12 protein-coding genes and 1 tRNA gene are annotated in these 18354 nt (G+C 35.4%); 3 read left to right on the top strand and 10 right to left on the bottom strand.

Annotated features, from left to right (window positions below; all coding sequences use genetic code 11):
• Positions 1 to 139: 139 nt before the first annotated feature.
• The 4 genes from BLQ66_RS09325 to BLQ66_RS09310 all read right to left on the bottom strand — a co-directional run bounded on the left by BLQ66_RS09325 (position 140) and on the right by BLQ66_RS09310 (position 4099).
• Positions 140 to 2002: a DUF885 domain-containing protein gene (locus tag BLQ66_RS09325; protein ID WP_074521923.1), complete on the bottom strand. Its 1863-nt coding sequence runs from the start codon at positions 2000 to 2002 to the stop codon at positions 140 to 142.
• A 145-nt stretch (positions 2003 to 2147) separates the two neighbouring features.
• Complete coding sequence (locus tag BLQ66_RS09320; RefSeq protein ID WP_074521922.1) at positions 2148 to 2897, bottom strand: J domain-containing protein; 750 nt, start codon at positions 2895 to 2897, stop codon at positions 2148 to 2150.
• 20 nt (positions 2898 to 2917) lie between these two features.
• A complete protein-coding gene (locus BLQ66_RS09315) occupies positions 2918 to 3772 on the bottom strand; it encodes a DUF5685 family protein (RefSeq protein ID WP_074521921.1) in 855 nt (284 codons plus the stop codon).
• A 254-nt stretch (positions 3773 to 4026) separates the two neighbouring features.
• Positions 4027 to 4099, bottom strand: a tRNA-Lys gene (locus BLQ66_RS09310).
• 491 nt (positions 4100 to 4590) lie between these two features.
• On the opposite strand from BLQ66_RS09310, the gene BLQ66_RS09305 reads away from it, so the two are divergent.
• Entirely contained in the window at positions 4591 to 6036 is a 1446-nt protein-coding gene (locus BLQ66_RS09305) for an AI-2E family transporter (RefSeq protein ID WP_083330332.1), read from the top strand.
• A gap of 112 nt (positions 6037 to 6148) precedes the next feature.
• Here the strand turns inward: BLQ66_RS09305 and trmB are convergent, their stop codons facing one another.
• Positions 6149 to 6787 (bottom strand): tRNA (guanosine(46)-N7)-methyltransferase TrmB, encoded by a 639-nt coding sequence (gene trmB / locus BLQ66_RS09300; RefSeq protein WP_027431083.1) that lies wholly within the window; start codon positions 6785 to 6787, stop codon positions 6149 to 6151.
• A 187-nt stretch (positions 6788 to 6974) separates the two neighbouring features.
• Between trmB and BLQ66_RS09295 the strand changes: the two genes are divergently transcribed.
• Positions 6975 to 8369, top strand: coding sequence for a D-alanyl-D-alanine carboxypeptidase family protein (locus BLQ66_RS09295; RefSeq protein ID WP_074521920.1), 1395 nt, complete (start codon positions 6975 to 6977; stop codon positions 8367 to 8369).
• A 291-nt stretch (positions 8370 to 8660) separates the two neighbouring features.
• Here the strand turns inward: BLQ66_RS09295 and BLQ66_RS09290 are convergent, their stop codons facing one another.
• From BLQ66_RS09290 to glgB, 4 genes are all read right to left on the bottom strand, one after another.
• Positions 8661 to 9125 (bottom strand): flagellar export chaperone FliS, encoded by a 465-nt coding sequence (locus tag BLQ66_RS09290; RefSeq protein ID WP_027431084.1) that lies wholly within the window; start codon positions 9123 to 9125, stop codon positions 8661 to 8663.
• Between the two features lie 45 nt (positions 9126 to 9170).
• Entirely contained in the window at positions 9171 to 10736 is a 1566-nt protein-coding gene (locus tag BLQ66_RS09285) for a flagellin N-terminal helical domain-containing protein (protein ID WP_074521919.1), read from the bottom strand.
• A gap of 153 nt (positions 10737 to 10889) precedes the next feature.
• Entirely contained in the window at positions 10890 to 13997 is a 3108-nt protein-coding gene (locus BLQ66_RS09280) for a DUF6240 domain-containing protein (RefSeq protein ID WP_074521918.1), read from the bottom strand.
• Positions 13998 to 14079: 82 nt separating this feature from the next.
• Entirely contained in the window at positions 14080 to 16086 is a 2007-nt protein-coding gene (glgB, locus tag BLQ66_RS09275) for a 1,4-alpha-glucan branching protein GlgB (protein WP_083330331.1), read from the bottom strand.
• 238 nt (positions 16087 to 16324) lie between these two features.
• Between glgB and BLQ66_RS09270 the strand changes: the two genes are divergently transcribed.
• Positions 16325 to 17293, top strand: a complete 969-nt coding sequence (locus BLQ66_RS09270) for an MraY family glycosyltransferase (RefSeq protein ID WP_074521917.1) — start codon at positions 16325 to 16327, stop codon at positions 17291 to 17293.
• Positions 17294 to 17352: 59 nt separating this feature from the next.
• Here BLQ66_RS09270 and BLQ66_RS09265 read toward each other — a convergent pair whose 3' ends face one another.
• Positions 17353 to 18333, bottom strand: coding sequence for a 3'-5' exonuclease (locus tag BLQ66_RS09265; RefSeq protein ID WP_074521916.1), 981 nt, complete (start codon positions 18331 to 18333; stop codon positions 17353 to 17355).
• Between the last annotated feature and the right edge of the window lie 21 nt (positions 18334 to 18354).

Here is an 18354-nt window from a genome sequence, read left to right as displayed (position 1 = left end):
GTACACATATTCTTAAATGATAGTTAATTTAATTAGCTATGTCAAGCCCCGTAAATCTCTTGACTTTTCCACTAAATATCAAGAAACTACGGGGCTTTTGCACATTTTCCTATAAAGTTTTCTACATCTAAGCTAATTATTAACTAATGCTTTTACACCAAGCATCTAAATTATCAAAAAGAATATCAAACTGGGCTGGGCCCATATCTAAAATGTACTTATGAAACTCGTAAATATCAAACTTATCTCCTAATTCGTCCTCTGCCTCAGACTTCAACTCCTCAATCGCCACCATACCAAAGGCATACTGACAGTAGTTACCAGGATTTGCCACAAAAGCATCATACATTGTCTTAACAGCATCAGAACCTACATTAAAATAATCCGTAACAAAGTCTGATAACTCATCTAAATCCCAGCCATAATAATTAACCCCAATATCTCCAAGAGCATAAATTATTAAAGTCGTTTCATAATTTAGGCCCATAAGCTTATTTAAATCCTCATTTCCAGTACTTGCAAAGTTGTAAGAGTAAACCTCTACATAAGAAGCCCAACCTTCCACATAACCACCGGGAGCTAGAATGTATCTTATCCAGTCAGGATTTTGGGAAGCAAAGTACTGAGTCTGATAAAGATGACCAGGATAAGCCTCATGAGCAAGGGTTGGATAAATCTCTTTCTCACCTGAACCCTCATTAATATAGATAGAATTAATATCTAGGTTATCAATTTGTGGTAGGAAATACATAGCAGGACTAGCATAATCCTCAAGGGCCTCGCATACATATTTAACATCATAACTTGTATCCCCAATAGCTGGGAAATCCTCCACTATCTGCTTTTGCAAATCCTCTAATATAACTTCAGGATCTGACATATTAAAGCTAAAGTTTGACATGCCATTATAAACCGAAAGATTGCCATACATAAGAGTACTCATCTGATTAAGTAAATCCTCTACATAATCCTCACCTAGTTCATAATAATCATCCACTGACATATCAATACCTAGTCTCTTATTCATTAAATATTCGAAGTAGCGCTTGCCATCTGGATAGTTACAAATTCCACCACTATACTTAGAGCTTCCCTTTAGCTCTTCAACGCCCTTAGCTAGGGCCTCATAGGCTGGCACTACATTTTCATTAATAGCAGTTACATTCTCCGACTTATAGCTAGTCTTCTCTTCCTCTGTAAGTCCTTCAAACTCCTCAAGTCTTTCATTAAAACTAGAGATTAAAACTCCGTCCTCGCTTTTTGCAGTCTCTAAAAATGAATTGCAGGTATCAATCACCTCGTCTGCTAGGTCATCCTCAAGAAAATATCCCGCATCAGCCCTAAGCTTTTCATATTTTAAAATATCCGCGAAGTACTCATCTAAATCACACAGAAGTGTTAAATACTCTTCAATGTCCTTTTTTTCCACAAAACTGTATTCCGCAAGAAGAATAGGAATCTGGACTTGCACACCCGTTGTTGGGGCAATATCTGTATTAAGTAAGTAAAGGTCTGCGTAGCTTTTCTCATTTTCCATCATAAGATAAAGCTCTTCATAAGTTATTTGCTGACTCTTTGTAAGTTCTGATTTGTCAAACTCATCAAGCTTTTCTAACACTTCATCATAAAAGGAAGTATCTCCTAAATTATCAAAATCCGTTCTTCCAAAACTTTTCTCATAGTCTTCAATTCCGTAGTTTTCAGGATGTTCAAGATAGGCATGCAAGCTAACTAAATCGCTATCTCCCATAACCTCTGCAAACAAATCCTCAACGAAGCTGTTAAACCTCTCACTTTCACTTTCATTTACTTCCTCTTCTTCTATCTCATTAGAGGAAGCTGTGTCACTATCTAGCTCTCCATCTAGGCCATCCTCTATAAGGCCCACTAAACAGGACTCTCCCGCCTCTTTTCCAAACCACTCACTATAGCCGCATGCAGTTGTAGAAAGCATTACTAAGCTAAGAATAATAGATAAGGCTAGTCTCAATCTTCTCTTCATAAATACCCCCATTTTTCTACCCTAAAGCTTGTTATCTAACTCTTAATCAAATATTATTTTCTTTAATAACGCAAAACACATCTAGCTAATTCTAACTAGATGTGTTTGTATTCTCTTAGTAAATATTATATCATTTATAAAATTTTTAACAACAGAAATTGCAAAGCAACCAAGTACCAAGACAAGTCATGCAGGATGTAGCACCATTAGCTGGGCTATAAGACTGCTGTCTTGCATTGTACCAACTGCCACCACTTGCTAGATTCTGATAGAAATTTCTATATTGGAAATTATCTGGGTCCATAGAAACCGCCTTCTTAGCATATTCCATAGCTGCTGCCTGATTGCCCTTGCCAGCATAGGCATTAGCTGCTAAGAAATACCATCTAGCATCTCTATCCTCTAAATCATTAAGAATATTAATAGCCTCATCAAAACCACCATTATTAATGTAGTTAGCTGCTGCTCTAAGTCTCTGTGAAGTCTGGTCGTCCCCATTCATATTAGCCTGATTAGAGCGACCTCCCTGATAGCCTCCGTAGAAACCTCCAAAGCCAAAAGGACCAAAACCAAAGAAGCTTCCAAAGTCCTCAAAGTCTTGATACTGGCCACCTCTAGAATTCTGGTAATCACCATCATAACCGTAACTACTAGATCTACCTGTGCCGTATCTATTCTGACTATAAGAGCCGCCTGTAAAGCCACCTTCTCTTTCCTTCATAATCTGATTATAAGCCTGCTGAATAGTCTTAAACATCTCCTCAGCCTGCTCCTTATTAGGATTATTGACGTTAGCATCAGGATGATACTTTCTACTTAATTTTCTATATGCTTTTTTTATTTCATCATCTGAGGCATCTCTTGATACCCCAAGAATTTGATATGGATCCGACATTATAACCTCCAAAATAAATCCTATCTAGATTCATTTTTAATTTCATTTTTTCTTTCGGCCCTGCGCTTTTTCACTTCTTCAAACTTAATGAAAACCCCTGAGTATATTATGTTTCTAAGTATCTCAGCATTTTCTATTATAGGAAGAAATTCAAACTCACGGGCAACTACTGTCATATGAGCCTTAAGAATATTTTCTACAAATATATCAAAATCTTCTTCTTTTTCATAGCCCTTTAAGACATTATAGTTTCCAGTTTTCTTATCCTTCTCTAGATCATCATAAGCATCCATAATATAGATAAACTGTCCCAAGGCCATTCCAAGATTTTGCAAATTAGTTTTCCACTCATCATCTTTATAAGTTAAAACTTCAGCCAATACCTTACCAAAGCTTTGTGAAACTTTTATGATGCTATCTTCATTTGCTTGCTCGTAACTTGAAAGCTCATTAAGCCCCGCCTCAATAGCTGCTGCCTTTTGAGGATAACGCTTCTTTATACTACTAACATTCTTTGATAGCAAGCTAGCATATGCCTTGCTTTGAATCTTTCTCTCATCTTTCCAATCGTCTACTAGATGATAATAAGACATAAGCACGTTCATATCTGCCACATAATTAGTAATAAGGCTTTCACTCATTGCCTGCTTTTTTATTGGGTGTGCTTTGCAGGTCCTTCTTGTCCTTGTAACCTCAGGCTCATAAAGAGCTGTCAATAAAAGCACTGCCATAGTCAAGTCATAACTTAAAGTCATCTGGGCTTTAAATCCATATTCACTTCTTAAGGTATGGCATAAACCACAATAATAAGATCGATATTCATCAAACTCTCTTATTTTAAGTTCAGGCTTATTAACAATAACATATCCAAACATGTCATATCACTCCTTACATTTTCAAGAATAACACAATAGTTTTCTCAATACCATTATAATAGAATTAGAGCTTTATTAAAAATTTCTTAACTTAGATAATAAATTTTAATTGGAGGATAAATTATGGGAAATTATATAAAGAAGAATAATTACGAAAATGTATCGAGCAAGCTAGTCTTGACAACTTACTCCGTCAGAATAAAAAAATAAAAGCCTTACAACCTAGGTTATTCCTAAATCATAAGACCTTCCAGTGCACCGCCAGGGGTTCGAACCCTGGACACCCTGATTAAGAGTCAGGTGCTCTACCAACTGAGCTAGCGGTGCTTATTTTGTTTTTCAGTTCTTAGCTCTGCAAGAACCTCATTTATTATACATCAGAAGTTTTTGTTTGTCAAGCACTTTTTTTATTTTTTTTAGTGGCTTGAAAACTTCTTGATGAAGTGTGTTGCTTGTCTTAACAAATTTCTTTATAATCTATTAAGAAGACCGGTTCGTAAGAACTTGTGTCCCAACGAGATGTAATTATAGTAGATGATTATCTTTTTGGCAAGCCCTTTTTTCGTTTTTTTGCGAATTTTTTTAATTTACAATGAATAGTATAGATATTTTAAGGCTTCAAACCCGCATAAATACTAAATTCTATTTTTTCAAACTTTAGAACCAGGGTCGATTTTTTACAAAATTTTTTTCGCAAAATTATAAAAAAATCCCTTGATTTATAAAAAGCAAATTAAAAAATAAACTTTTTACCCAATTATTATTTCAAATATGATAATCTCTATGAACAACAAATATATATAACTTGGAGGCAGTAAATGGCTAAATTTTCTTTTTTTTCATCCACAAAGAAAAAAAATAATACTGAGACCGATAAAGAAGTCATAACAAAAAACAGTATTGAAAGGCTAAATGAGAGCATCGATAAAATATCTGATATTGAAGATGACTACTCAAAAAAGAAAAGTAAGAATTTTGTCCCTGACAATTCTAAGGACGCAACTAATAAGAAAGAAGATAATAAAAAGACAGGGGACTACGAAAAGGATCACGTTTATAATACAGAGGATTCTAATAAGTTTCACTTTATAAAGAGTGATAAATATTTCTCTATATTAATATATGCCCTTGCCTTTGTATTATGCTCTATTTTGATTTTTAAGCTTATTGGTAACCTATCAATCACCTTTAAGGCAATTTCACAGCTCTTTAAGCTTATTGGACCTTTTATTACTGGCGGATTTATTGCGTTGGTTTTATATCCACTTGTAAAGACTCTCTATAATAAAGTATTTACAGAAACCTTTCATATAAAATCAGCTAAGCTAAAAAAAGTTTTAGCCATAATTATTGCTTACTTAATAGCTATTGGATTCGTTGTAATTCTACTTGGCTTTGTAATTCCACAGGTTTATTTAAGTTTACAGGAAATTATAGACAAACTTCCTATATGGTATGACAATGCCTATAACTACATTATTACCTTTGAGAACAATCACTCTTACTGGACTTTTGTAGATTTCAAGGAAGTTAATGATTACATTCAAAGTCTCTATCCAAGAATATTAGACTACTTATCTAATATCGTAACTAACATGGTGCCATACATTTTCAATACATCCATGCTTATTGTTAAGGGACTTGTAAATTTCATTATTGCTATTATCGTTTCGGTTTACATGATCTCAGATCACAGAAACCTCTTCTATCAGTCAAAGAGAGTTCTTTACGGAATTCTTCCTAAGAAGAGTGCAGATTCAGTTCGTGTAATCGTTAGAAACAGCGTATCCATTTTCCTTGACTTTATCTTTGGTAAAGCGCTTGATTCCTTAATTATTGGTGTTCTTTGTTTCATCATTATGACAATCTTTAGAATGCCATATTCGGTTTTAATAAGCGTTATTGTTGGTGTAACTAACATGATTCCTTACTTTGGACCATACATCGGCGGAGTTATTGGTGGTTTGTTCATTATAATCACTAACATCTTCCTAGTAATTCCATACGCAATTATGATTTTAGTTATCCAGCAGCTTGATGGCCTTGTTATTGGACCTAAGATTATTGGCGATAGCATTGGTTTAAAGCCACTTTGGGTTATCTTTGGTATTACTGTTGGCGGAAGCCTTTGGGGCGTTGCTGGAATGTTCCTTGGAGTTCCAATCGTTGCAGTGCTTGGCTACATCATCGACCTTATAGTTCAACACTTCCTTAATAAGAAGGACGTCAATGTAAAGCCTTACGATTCCTTTGATGAAATTTAAACCGAATTACATTTTTATGAAAATGTATCTAGATAATAAAAATAAAGCTAGTTAGGAAATTCCTAGCTAGCTTTTTTGTATCTATTCTAACTTATCTAATGAAGTTATCTAATTATCTGTTGGCAATCAACTTACAGATGGCATTGCCTGCCTCTGAAAACTTCTTCTCATATTCTGTCATAACATTGCCTTCATTCATTCTTGGCTCGTGATGAAGGTCTCTAGTGTAATCTACTAAATTCCACTTAGCCTCTCCAACTTCCTCTAATGAGAAATCAAATAGGTCTACATTATCTGTCTTAAATTCAACTCTACCTTCCTTTTTAAGGATTTCATTGTATCTTGCAAAGAACTGTCTTGATGTAAGTCTTCTCTTAGCATGTCTATCCTTTGGCCATGGATCTGAGAAGTTAAGATAGATTCTATCTACTTCATCCTTAGCAAATACTTCTGTAATTGCCTCAGCATCCATTCTAATAAAACGAAGATTAGGAAGCTGTAATTCATCCTGCTTTTCTACAGCTCTAAGTAAAACTGAAGAATACTTTTCAATTCCAACATAGTTAATATCTGGGTTTAAGCCTGCAAGTGTTGTAATAAATGTTCCCTTACCCATTCCAATTTCAATATGGATTGGATTATTATTTCCAAAAACTTCTGCCCAAGTTCCCTTCATTCCAATTGGTTCTGTAAAAACATAATTATTCTCAACCATGACTTCTCTTGCGCCAGGTACATTTCTTAATCTCATTAATTCCTCCAAAAATAAACGGGCATAGGCCCAACGATTTTTTGTAACTTTCGTATTATATATGATTTTTTCTATTTTGCCAATATAGAGATTTCAGCTACGGTAAGTTGCACCTTTTTTTGAAAGTTACTATAATAAGAATGATTGCGATAATTTAATCGTTAAAAGAATAAAGGATGGAAATATCATGTTTAGATTTAAAAAATATTTAAAGCGTGCCGCAGCTTTACTTGGCACAGCCGCTCTTTTAGTATCTAGCCCTATACAGACCTTTGCAGCTCTTTCATCCACTGGTAGCGTAGTATCCTCAGTAGATACAAGCTCTACCACATGGCCAAGTGCCCCAGATGTTTCAGCAGGAAGCTGTATTCTTATAGACGCAGATACAGGCTCAATTCTTTACGAAAAAAATGCCTATGAGAAATGTTATCCCGCAAGTACAACTAAGATTCTAACCGGACTTCTTACTATTGAAAATTGCAGCATGTCCGACATTGTTACATTTTCAAAGGAAGCTGTAGAGTCCGTCAATATAACAGAAGATGCCAACCTTGGAACAAAGGAAGGCGAGCAATACACAGTTGAACAGGCCCTATATGGAATGCTTTTATATTCCGCTAATGAAATTGCCTATGGCCTTGCAGAACACGTAGCAGGCGATTTAGAGAGCTTTGTGGACATGATGAATGCCAAAGCCGCTGAAGTTGGCGCCCTTAATACACATTTTGCCAATGCCAGTGGACTTTATGATGAGAATCACTACACAACAGCCTATGATATGGCAATGATAGCAAGAGCTTGCTACAACAACGCTACTTTCGTTAGCATCGATTCGACTTACACAACTTACACAATTCCAGCAACTAATAAGACGGACACAGCTAGAACCTTCAAGCACCGTCACAAGATGCTCTATGGCAGGGAATATTACTATGAATACTGCAAGGGCGGTAAAACTGGATTTACAGACGAATCACAATATACTCTTGTAACATTTGCAGAAAAAGACGGAATGCGACTAATCTGTGTAACCTTCCAGGAGCCAGATGATGCAAGCCGATTTGTGGATACTAAGGCCCTTTTTGAATGGGGTTTTGAGAACTTCACAAAGACAACTACTTCAAGCAGTAACATAAGCTCGCTTCTAACAAACGATACAATCTACACATCAGATGTATTTACAAGCAGAGCTCTAAACTATAACTTAACAGCTTCATTTATTACAATTCCTAACTCTGGTTCTTCATCAGACGTTACAGTTGCAATTGATGATAACTATGACTTAACTAACGACAACGGAGATTTAACGGTGCATTTAAAGTATCTGTTTGGTGAAAATGTAGTAGGTACCACAACCCTAACGATTTCCTCAAACGATTCCACAAACACCAGTCTCTTGCCTTATTTAGAAGAGTCTGATTCAAGCTCAAATTACACGGCAAAGAAATGCCTAAGAATTAATCTTTGGATTTTACTTGGTGTCATTGCATTTGCAATAATTCTTGCCTTTGTAATTAAGAATTATAATTCTAATAGCAGGCGTAGAAGACGACATGCCTCAAAGAGAAAATTAAGATTCTAAATAACTAATTAGAAATTAAATAGATTATAGATTTAAATAGACTATAAATTTGAATGCCCCCGGCCAGGAATAAATCCTGACCAGGGGTTTTTATAATGAGGGGGACTGGAAAGCAAAAATAAATTTGGGCGACTTTAACTAAGGTGTCTAAATCACCCTTTCCAAAAAATATATATAAAGTTGTTCTATAAAGAGATTCTCTAGGTGGGAGTTCCCTCTCCCACCTAAGGAGAGTCTATGGTATAGCACATCAAAAGCATTTTTAAAGACATCTTGTCTTTTGGAACATTTCTAAACTATGTAGCCTCGGTTTGCATTGTTTGTTACTGATTCGCAAGCTCCGAGTCTAGAGTAGGTCAAACCAGCGTATACATTTTGCGTATTCTTCATAAGTGGTGCTGATTCGTCCGCTTTACTAACCTCATAAAAACTCTTTCTTAATTTGCTAAGTAAAGCTATAACCCTTTCTAATTCACCATTGTCTAGCTTTACAGAGGCTGAAATTAAGCTTCTTTTTATGTGGTTGTATATAATAAACAAATTTTGTGATAAATCAAATTCCATGTTAAGACCAACTATTAATTGATCAATAGCTCTTCCTGCATTTACAATATTATGTCGTTTTTCTTCAACTTTTTCTAACTGGCAGGCTTCCTTTAAATAGTCAATTGCCAAGTCATAAATAACTACAACTAATTGAGATCTATTCGCCTGTGATATTCTATATGAATAGGTTCTAATTAAATCATTATTCATAACTGTCCTTCCCTTAATATGTCCATTTTTTACAAAGCTGTTTCTTTACTGATTTAAAATCTGTAATACCTCAGCAGGTCTTTGATTAGCCTGTGAAAGAATTGAAGTTGCAGCCTGAGTCATTACTGTGTAGCTTGTGTATTCTGTCATCTCCTCAGCCATGTCAGTATCTGTCATAACTGAAAGTGCCTTTGTAAGATTTTCTGAAGATACGTCTAAGTTATTTTCTGTGTGCTCGAATCTATTTTCATAAGCACCAAGCTGAGAACGAACCTTGTTTAGCTTAGTAATGGCATCATCTACAATGTCAATTGAGAGCTGAGCTGTGTAACCAGTCATGACATTGATATGTTCTGTCTTTAATGTATAAGTTGAGATTTCAGGTACATTTATAATAATAACCTGATCCTGATTAGCTCCTATATGAACACTTAATGTTCCAACATCAGTTACTTCCTGATTGATTTCTTCTGCTGAACCTGCAGTTAAAACCTGTGACTTGCCACTACTTCTAGTCTTGTCGTTAAATACTGTACCTGATACATTTCCTGGAACATCTAAGACAAATTCCTTGTTATTTACATCTGTAATAGTGATTATTGTTCCCTTTGTAGACATTACTGCTGAGTTTTCAAAGCCTACTCTAGAGGTAACACCTGACTCTGTAACCGTTGAAAAATCTGCAGTTACATCAGTTCCTTCTGCGATTACCTCATCGTTATAAGCTGCCGGCATACCAAGTAAATTTGCAAGCTCTTGGTTATCACAAGTTATATTTAATTTCTGATCTGAACCATACTGATTTGTCATCATTACAAGGTATGTAGAATTATAAGTTGTTGCTGGCACATATCCTGCATACTCAGTACCGTTAGTCTTTGTGTCGTTGGAATAAGGGTCAACTATTGTAAATGCACTGCCACCCGCATAGTTCATGCCTGTAACAATTTTTCCCATAACAGTATCTAGAGTATCTCCTGCCTCAATGTCTACAATATAGCCATTGATGTTAATACCCCCTGCCTGTCCTTCTCCAATTACCTGTGTGTCTGTCATTGTGATTGTTGAACTTGCCACTGCAACTGCCTGTCTTGCATCGCTAGTTACAGTAATGCCATAGATACCAGCTACGAAGTTATCAGTACATTCTAACTGATTAACTCCCTGGTAGTCGGAATAAACTCGACGAGTTAAATTTCCGTTAATTAAAGATTGAGTATTAAACTCTGTTTGATCTGAAATTCTATCTATTTCTGAATTGATATTATTAATTTCTTCCTGAATAGATCTACGTTCATTATCAGAGTTAACATCGTTGGCTGCCTGAACTGTTAGTTCCTTAAGTCTTGTAAGCATAGACTGAATCTCTGCCATTGCACCTTCAGCTGTGTTAAGTACTGATACACCATCAGAGGCATTATTATTAGCCTGATCAAGGCCTCTAATCTGCATTCTCATTTTCTCTGAAATGGCACATCCAGCCGGATCATCTAGGGAACTATTTAATTTATAACCAGATGATAATCTCTCGATTGAGGTAGATAAAGCGTTCTGCGCTTTTTGCAAAGCGTTATTAGAAACGATGGCTGATATATTAGTATTAATTCTCATAGTAAAACCTCACTTTTGTCCTCCACCGCCCTGTGAAAAATCTCAAGTATTAACTTCCTTGTACTTTATATATCGGACTTATTTCCCATTTCTTAACGTGACTAGTGCATTTTTATCCTTGTATTGTTTGAATAATCCTTGATGAAAATGCATCTAAACCATTGCAGTTACCATATCCCTAGCAATTTCATATAAGCTTTCAGTTGGAATTTGTGTCGCTTTTTTTCTATTTTCATTTTGAAAAATTTCATTAAAAGTTACTTCAGTAAATCCATGCTGATTTCTTAATACAGCTTCTAGATCAGACTTTAAAGTTTCTAATGCCTGGTCGCTGTTTTCAATGCTAAGAGATAAATTTACAGATAAGTCATTAACTTCTAAATTAAGCTCACTGCTGCCATAAGTTTTGCTGTTTAATTTAATTGAAAGACTAGATACTTCCTCCTCACTAACAAGGCTCACATTCATAATTCCTAGGCCTTCTTCAGTCATATAGGGGATTTTGTAGTCTCTTTCTTTAGCTCTATTAGCAATATAATTAAACTGTCTTGTGGACTTTCTATACATATCAAACAACTGGTAATCAAGATCATCAATAGTTGAATCTGCTGCCAAATTACGCATAGAATCAGAAGCATCAATTGGATTGTTTATATCTGTTAATCTTCCTTCTATTAAAGCTTCAAGTTCTTCCTTACTAGTATCTACAAGTTCAGAAATATAATTTGATAAGTCTGGTTCATGTCCGATTTTTTCAATAACATTTTCAAGATTATCAATTTTATTATTCTTATCAAACTTGTAGTTCTCATAAGTTGCCAAACTAATATTAGAAGACTGCATAAACTCACTGACAGCTTTTATGTTACCAATATTTACTGCCATGTCGTTTTCTTTCAATTCTTCATAAAGCCTATCTTCTGCGCTTCCATCCTCTAAATTAGTGGCATCTGTTAACTCCCTTACATATCGGTAATCTAGCTGTCTTTCTAGTTCTGGGTCATACTCACTATTTAAGTCATTAACAAAATCCTCCACCCCTTCACTTAAGATTCCATACTTATCATCTACCTTCTTAAGAGTATTAGGAGTAATTAGTTTCTCGCTATTCATAAATAGAGAAGTGTAATAATTAACCTCACCAGAAACCTCTGCCAAGCCAGTATCCTCAACTACAAGTTCGTCAATACCTGCATGCTTCCTGCTTTCATAAGCTGTCATTAAATTAGACATGGTTACAGAGCTACCCTGCTTAATTAACCTGCCCACAGATTCACCTGCATCACGAGTAAAGATGTTCATCATCTGATAAATACCTATAAACATCTTTCTCTCGGACTTTGTAATATTATCTGTCTGGTCTAATTTATACAAAAACTTAGAAAACTTCTCTTCATTTAATAGACTTGCCCCGTCATTCTCTAAAATTAAGAACTTATTAAGGTCATTAATATCCGCATCCATTGGATTAATGCCCTCTCTAATCATCTTTAGGACAGTCTCTGGCTTCATATTATTAATAAGATTTTTAAGGGTCTCGTTGACCTCCTTAATCTTGTCTACATTTTCCTTAGTCTCCTCCATGCCATTAAGGGCAAGTATTCTAATGGCGTCTTTGTTAGCCTGATTATAATCTAGGCCAAGGCTATCCATAAGACTCTCGGCACTATTATTAACCGCCTTAACTATAGAGTCTCCAAGATCAGCTCTAATCTGTGTTCCCACAGTTTCCACAGTATTATTGTATCTGTCAAAGCTCTTCTTTAGCTGGCCCGCAAGACTTGCAGTGTAAGAAAGAGTCATGGTCTGAATCTGACTATTAGTATTAAGCATCTTATTGAAAATGTATATCGGAGATTCCTTTATCTCTTCTAAGGCCATTTCTGTTTCCACTAAGCTAGTCAAACTCTCCCTATCAAGGTCTGTAGCAAGTATGTTATTGCTTGCTGTTGTGACATTTTTATAGAGCTCTTCATTTAATTTAGAAATAGGTGTAGTCATGATCTTATCTGCGTTATTTATAAGGAAAGACCTTGCACTAACACTCATAAGAATTCTAGTTTCAAGTAAAGTTACATACGCCTTATTTGTCTCATTTGTTCTAAAATCTATTTCATCTTCTAGCTGGAAATCAGCTAGAACTTCTAAATCTTTCTCATAGTTATCTTCTGGCTCAGCATCTATATAAGAATTCTTACTAATCTCCTGCTTAAGGTTTTCAATAGTTAATTCTCTATTTCTAGATATCAAGCTTTCAACTTCACTATAGCTAGCGTCATTTACAACTTCAAAGCTTTCAGCTACAGTTTCTAATTTTGAAAATTTGCTAGTTAAATCTATCTCAGCTAAACCCCTTGAAATCAGCTTATTTTCTAGCATTTTATCAATTACTGAGGCCTTTCCGAGCATAGATTTCATGTCCGAAATATTCAAAGAATCTAGAGCCTCTAGCTTTTCAAGATTTTCTGAAGTTACGGCAATGTCACTGCGTAAAAGTGTCTTTGCATTTTCAAAAGCCGCTGATAAATCATCACAGCCAGACTCCTGTACTAGGCGCACTAACTGTGGTTTCATGCTATCTAAATCCGCTTCACTTATCTGACTTTGTCTATTAGCGCTTGTGCTTGTGGCAAACTCTGCTGTATATAAATCCTTAATAGATGCAGATAGATTATTCTCTACAATATAGAGTTTTGCAGAACTTGAGAGTTCTTCTAATTTGTCCAATTTATTCAAATTTTCCTGGATTGTGTTTAGATCCTCTTCCTCTAATTGCACACCAAGACCTTGTAATTTATCTTCGATTTTATTGGCTAAGACCTTCGAGCCTGTAGCATTTTCAATAGCCTCCTGACTAACTCCAGTGCCATATGCCCTATAGTTTTTACAATGCATAGAAAGCTCAACTCTAATCTTATCAATTATGCTTAGCATCTCTTCTTTAGAGCTATCTGTAAGGTTATAACCATCCTCTCCAAGCTCTACTGCTTCACTTCCTGATAGCTTCTTCATAAGGGCATTTAGACCAATCTTAGCATCTGTAGCACTTTGCATAATCTGAGACTTTACATCATCAGCTTCCTTTAATAAGTCATCATAGGAGCTTGAAATCTTCTTCTCCCCCTTAGACACGACAACAGCGGCAAATGTGTCTTTCACACCTGCCGTGTTATCTAGGGTTTTATTTAATATATTTATAGAAGGACTGTTTTCCTTAATTTCGTTTTTTACAAAATTGCTTCCATCAATAACTAATGCCATATAAAAAACTCCTTACTTGCCAACATAATCATCTCTATGATTATTATCGGAAGTAAGGAGTTAAAATATAAGTTAATGTTTTTTATTTATTATCTATCTTAGTTGGTAGAACCTTGCTAACATCGCCGTCAAATTCATAGACGTTAATGCCGTATTTATCAAGGTCTACAAGGAGTGAGTTATCATATCCATCGCAATTTCCCTCAACTGAAGAAATTGTTTTTTTCATATTTTCCTCATCATTTCCAAGTACTAATTTATACTTGCCAGCAATTGGTGTACCCACTCTAAAGGATGGACGCTCAATTGGTGTAAAGTTAAGTACGAAGAGTAAATTTTTCTTCTTATTAGGACTAACTCTAATGAAAGATAAAACGCTGTTGTCCTTGTCGTTAGCATTAATCCATCTAAAGCCCTTATCATCATAGTCAGTCTCGTAAAGGGCTGGATATTTCTTATATAGGTTCATACATTTTGCTGTAAATTCCTGCATATCCTTGTGAGACTCATCATCAAGCAAGTACCAGTCAAGAGACTTCTTCTCGCTCCACTCATTCCACTGGCCAAATTCCTGACCCATGAAAAGTAGCTTCTTTCCTGGATGTCCAGCCATATAAGCATAGGCAAGCTTAAGATTTGCAAACTTGTCTTCCCTGTCTCCTGGCATCTTTCCAAGCATTGAGCACTTAAGGTGAACTACCTCGTCGTGAGACAATACTAATATGAAGTTCTCGCTATATGCATACATTAATGAAAATGTAATTCTGCCGTGATTAAACTTTCTAAAGTAAGGATCAAGCTTCATATACTCTGTGAAATCATGCATCCAACCCATGTTCCACTTAAAGGTAAAGCCTAGACACTCACCATTATCTGGATCACCTGAAACCATTGGCCAAGCTGTAGACTCCTCAGCAATAGAAATTGCCTGTGGGAATCTCTTTCTAAGCATGCTATTAAAGTGCTTTAAGAAGCTCATAGCTTCAAGGTTTCCATTATCACCATATTTATTAGGAATCCAATTTCCATCTGTTCTACCATAATCAAGGTATAACATAGAAGCAACGGCATCAACTCTAAGTCCATCCACGTGGAACTTATCAACCCAGTAAAGGCCATTTGCTATAAGGAAGTTAGAGACTTCATTTTTCTCATAATCAAAAACTAATGTACCCCAGTCAGGATGCTCTCCCTTTCTTGGGTCAGCATACTCGTAAACGCAGCTGCCATCAAACTTTGCAAGGCCATGGGCATCTTTTGGAAAATGTGCTGGAACCCAGTCAAGGATTACACCAATCTTCTTTTTATGCATGTAATCTACAAAATACATAAAGTCTTCAGGATTGCCGTATCTTGCTGTTGGTGCATAGTAACCAGTTACCTGATAACCCCATGAACCATCAAAAGGATACTCAGCAATACCCATAAGCTCAATGTGAGTATAGCCCATGCTTGATACATATTCTGCAAGTTCAGGTGCAATCTCTCTATAATTAAAGAAACCATCATCTGAATCTTCTACCTTCTTCTTCCATGAACCAATATGACACTCATAGATTGACATCGGAACCTTTAAATGGTCTTCCTTCTTCTTCTCTTCAATCCACTTGCTATCTTTCCATGTGAAATTGTTTAAATTGGTAATCTTAGATGCTGTTGCAGGTCTTAATTCTGCTGCATTAGCGTATGGATCAGCCTTATAAAGAGCCTTTCCTTCTTGAGTTATAATTAAGAACTTATATAATTGATTTTCCTTAGCGCCTTCAATAAATAAATCGTAAACGCCTCCGTCAGATATCTTCTTCATATCATAACCGTAAGCATTCCATTCATTGAAATCGCCTACAACATAGACTTCTCTAGCTCTTGGAGCCCAAACAACAAAATAAACGCCCTCTTTTCCATCTTTAGTACAAAGATGAGCGCCCATCTTATTATAAATTTCATAATGTGTTCCATTTCCAAAAAGATAAGCATCTACCTCAGTAAATTCTAAGTCCTTGAAATCTGGAATTGTACTCGTTTTAATAACAGTCTTGCTATTATTCTTGCTATTATTCTTGCTATTAGTATTTCTAGCCTTACTCATTTTCCTAAACACCTCTTAATTTCTATCCGTAATTAACCTTTTTCCTCTATAGTTAATTACATATTTCCCCTGTGTAAATAACTAAACGTTTTTTACTTTTTTTAGTTTACCATATTTTAATTATAATTACTAATTATTTTTGACTTTAGGTCATTATTTTTTTGCCCTTTTTCTAGCTTTGTGATATACTTACGCGTGAAAAAATTTTAACCAGTTAGAAAACTTATGGGAGGCCATTATGTTTATATATTTACTTGGCGATGACTACTTTAAGTGGATTACACTTTTAGGCGTTATTTTCGCATTTGCATTAACATTTGTTTCAATTTCACTTGCAAAGAGAGTCCTACCTCGAGATGCTGGTAGAGCCTTTGCTATAAATGGTTCAAAGTCTGTTGGTAAGCCACGAGGCGCAGGTCTTGTATTTATCCTTACCTTCACAATTTCGACTTTGTTTTTCGTTAAGGTAAATACTGAGCTTTGCATTTACTTAGTATTAATTATTTTAGAGATGCTTTCAGGTTATTTTGATGATGCTTCATCAAAGCCTTGGGGTGAATTAAAGAAGGGCCTTATTGATTTAGCTATTTCAATTGTAGCTGCAGTAACTTTCCTACACTTTAACCCTAACACTTTTAACCTTGCATTATTTGATAAGACAATTACACTTAATCCAATTGTCTATGGCATCTTAATTATTGTTTTAATCTGGGCAAGTATTAATGTTACTAACTGCTCTGATGGTGTAGATGGTTTATGTGCTTCACTTTCAATCATTACACTTACAACAACTTATGTCTTATTCCACGAAATAGCTAGTTCTGAAGTGCAGTACAGACATATCGTTATGCTTATGGTAGTTTGCTTACTTGCTTACCTTTGGTTTAATGCATCTCCAAGTCAGTTACTTATGGGGGATGCCGGTTCAAGAGCCATTGGTATCTTTATTGCCATTACATTCTTAAAGCTACACAGTCCATTCTTATTTATCTTAATGGCACTTATGCTTATTATTGATGGCGGCCTTGGTCTTGTTAAACTTACAATCATGAGAGTATTTAAGACTAAGAACTTTATGAAGAATATTAGAACACCAATCCATGACCATATGAGAAAGAACAAGGAATGGTCAGATACACAGGTGGTTATTAGATTTGTAATTATTCAGTTAATCATTGGACTTGCAGTAATCTATGCCCTTGTTTAAGATTTGTTTTTGTAAAAATGTGACATTTAATCTAAATAAAAGAAAGCTGAGAATTAATATTAATTCTCAGCTTTTTTTCTAGCATTTCTTCTTTCTGCTTGTCTTTTAAGACGCTTGTGTTCACGCTCTCTTGTCTGTTTATCTTTAATTTTTTGCGCCCCAGCCATGTCCGTTTTTTTCATAATTCTTATGACAAAATACTGGCCGTTGTCTGCTTGCTTTGTTCTAAATCTTCCCTTAATAAGGCCGTGATCTGGGCATTCAAAAAGTCCATAATAAACCTTTGAATTAGTAGCAAACCACTTAATCTTACGACGCATCTGCTTACCGCAATAAATGCAGTTACAAGCTCTTACGATTCTATCATCAGCCGCGCGTTCCCTAGTGTCAAAACCTCTAGAGATATATTTTTCATATTCACCATAATTCTGATAAATCTCTTCACGACGTGTGTTAGGAATGAAGTAAGTATCAATACTTGTGTAGTGACCTACTTTATTTAAATCGATTCTTTGCAAGACCTTCGCTGTATAATGGGCATCTGATAATGCAGAATGATATTCTTCTGTCTCTCTAATCTTTAATTCTTGAATGGCACTCTTTAAATTTACCTTGTCTTTTCCGTTCAAAAACATGTAGCTATAAAGCTTTTGAACATCTAGGTAAATAAAGGGCCTTGGAAAATTAATCGGAACTTCGTAGTGTTTCATGTTTCTTTGAAGCTCTGTTAAATCCATACTTCCCCAAATAGCAAAACTATAATCATCACCGCACCAATCTAAAAATTCTGTGATAGCATTTTCAAATAAATCACCTTTAGCTAAATCGCCTTCAGTCAAGTGAATTACCTTTCTTACTGCGGATTGAAGCTTAGTATATACTCTTGGTTTTATAACTCTATGCCATTCACCCTTGTATCTAAGCTTGGAATCTAGCTTTACAGCGCCAATCTCTATGATTTCAAAGGGCATATGAGCTAAAGAATTAACCTTTCCGGAAGCGCTTTGGTTCCATTCAAGGTCCAATACTATATAATTCATAAAATATTAATGCTCCTCTTG

This window comes from Lachnospira pectinoschiza, assembly GCF_900103815.1.
Taxonomy (GTDB): Bacteria; Bacillota; Clostridia; order Lachnospirales; family Lachnospiraceae; genus Lachnospira; species Lachnospira pectinoschiza_B.
Note: the sequence above shows the minus strand (reverse complement) of the source record. Positions and strands in the feature narration are given on the sequence as shown.

Excerpts from the sequence above, each read along its gene's own strand:
- BLQ66_RS09320 (WP_074521922.1), bottom strand. The coding sequence starts at position 2,897 with ATGTCGGATCCATATCAAATTCTTGGGGTATCAAGAGATGCCTCAGAT.
- BLQ66_RS09270 (WP_074521917.1), top strand. The coding sequence starts at position 16,325 with ATGTTTATATATTTACTTGGCGATGACTACTTTAAGTGGATTACACTT.
- BLQ66_RS09325 (WP_074521923.1), bottom strand. The coding sequence starts at position 2,002 with ATGAAGAGAAGATTGAGACTAGCCTTATCTATTATTCTTAGCTTAGTA.
- BLQ66_RS09290 (WP_027431084.1), bottom strand. The coding sequence starts at position 9,125 with ATGAATAATGATTTAATTAGAACCTATTCATATAGAATATCACAGGCG.
- BLQ66_RS09315 (WP_074521921.1), bottom strand. The coding sequence starts at position 3,772 with ATGTTTGGATATGTTATTGTTAATAAGCCTGAACTTAAAATAAGAGAG.
- glgB (WP_083330331.1), bottom strand. The coding sequence starts at position 16,086 with ATGAGTAAGGCTAGAAATACTAATAGCAAGAATAATAGCAAGAATAAT.
- BLQ66_RS09295 (WP_074521920.1), top strand. The coding sequence starts at position 6,975 with ATGTTTAGATTTAAAAAATATTTAAAGCGTGCCGCAGCTTTACTTGGC.
- BLQ66_RS09305 (WP_083330332.1), top strand. The coding sequence starts at position 4,591 with ATGGCTAAATTTTCTTTTTTTTCATCCACAAAGAAAAAAAATAATACT.
- BLQ66_RS09285 (WP_074521919.1), bottom strand. The coding sequence starts at position 10,736 with ATGAGAATTAATACTAATATATCAGCCATCGTTTCTAATAACGCTTTG.
- BLQ66_RS09280 (WP_074521918.1), bottom strand. The coding sequence starts at position 13,997 with ATGGCATTAGTTATTGATGGAAGCAATTTTGTAAAAAACGAAATTAAG.
- trmB (WP_027431083.1), bottom strand. The coding sequence starts at position 6,787 with ATGAGATTAAGAAATGTACCTGGCGCAAGAGAAGTCATGGTTGAGAAT.
- BLQ66_RS09265 (WP_074521916.1), bottom strand. The coding sequence starts at position 18,333 with ATGAATTATATAGTATTGGACCTTGAATGGAACCAAAGCGCTTCCGGA.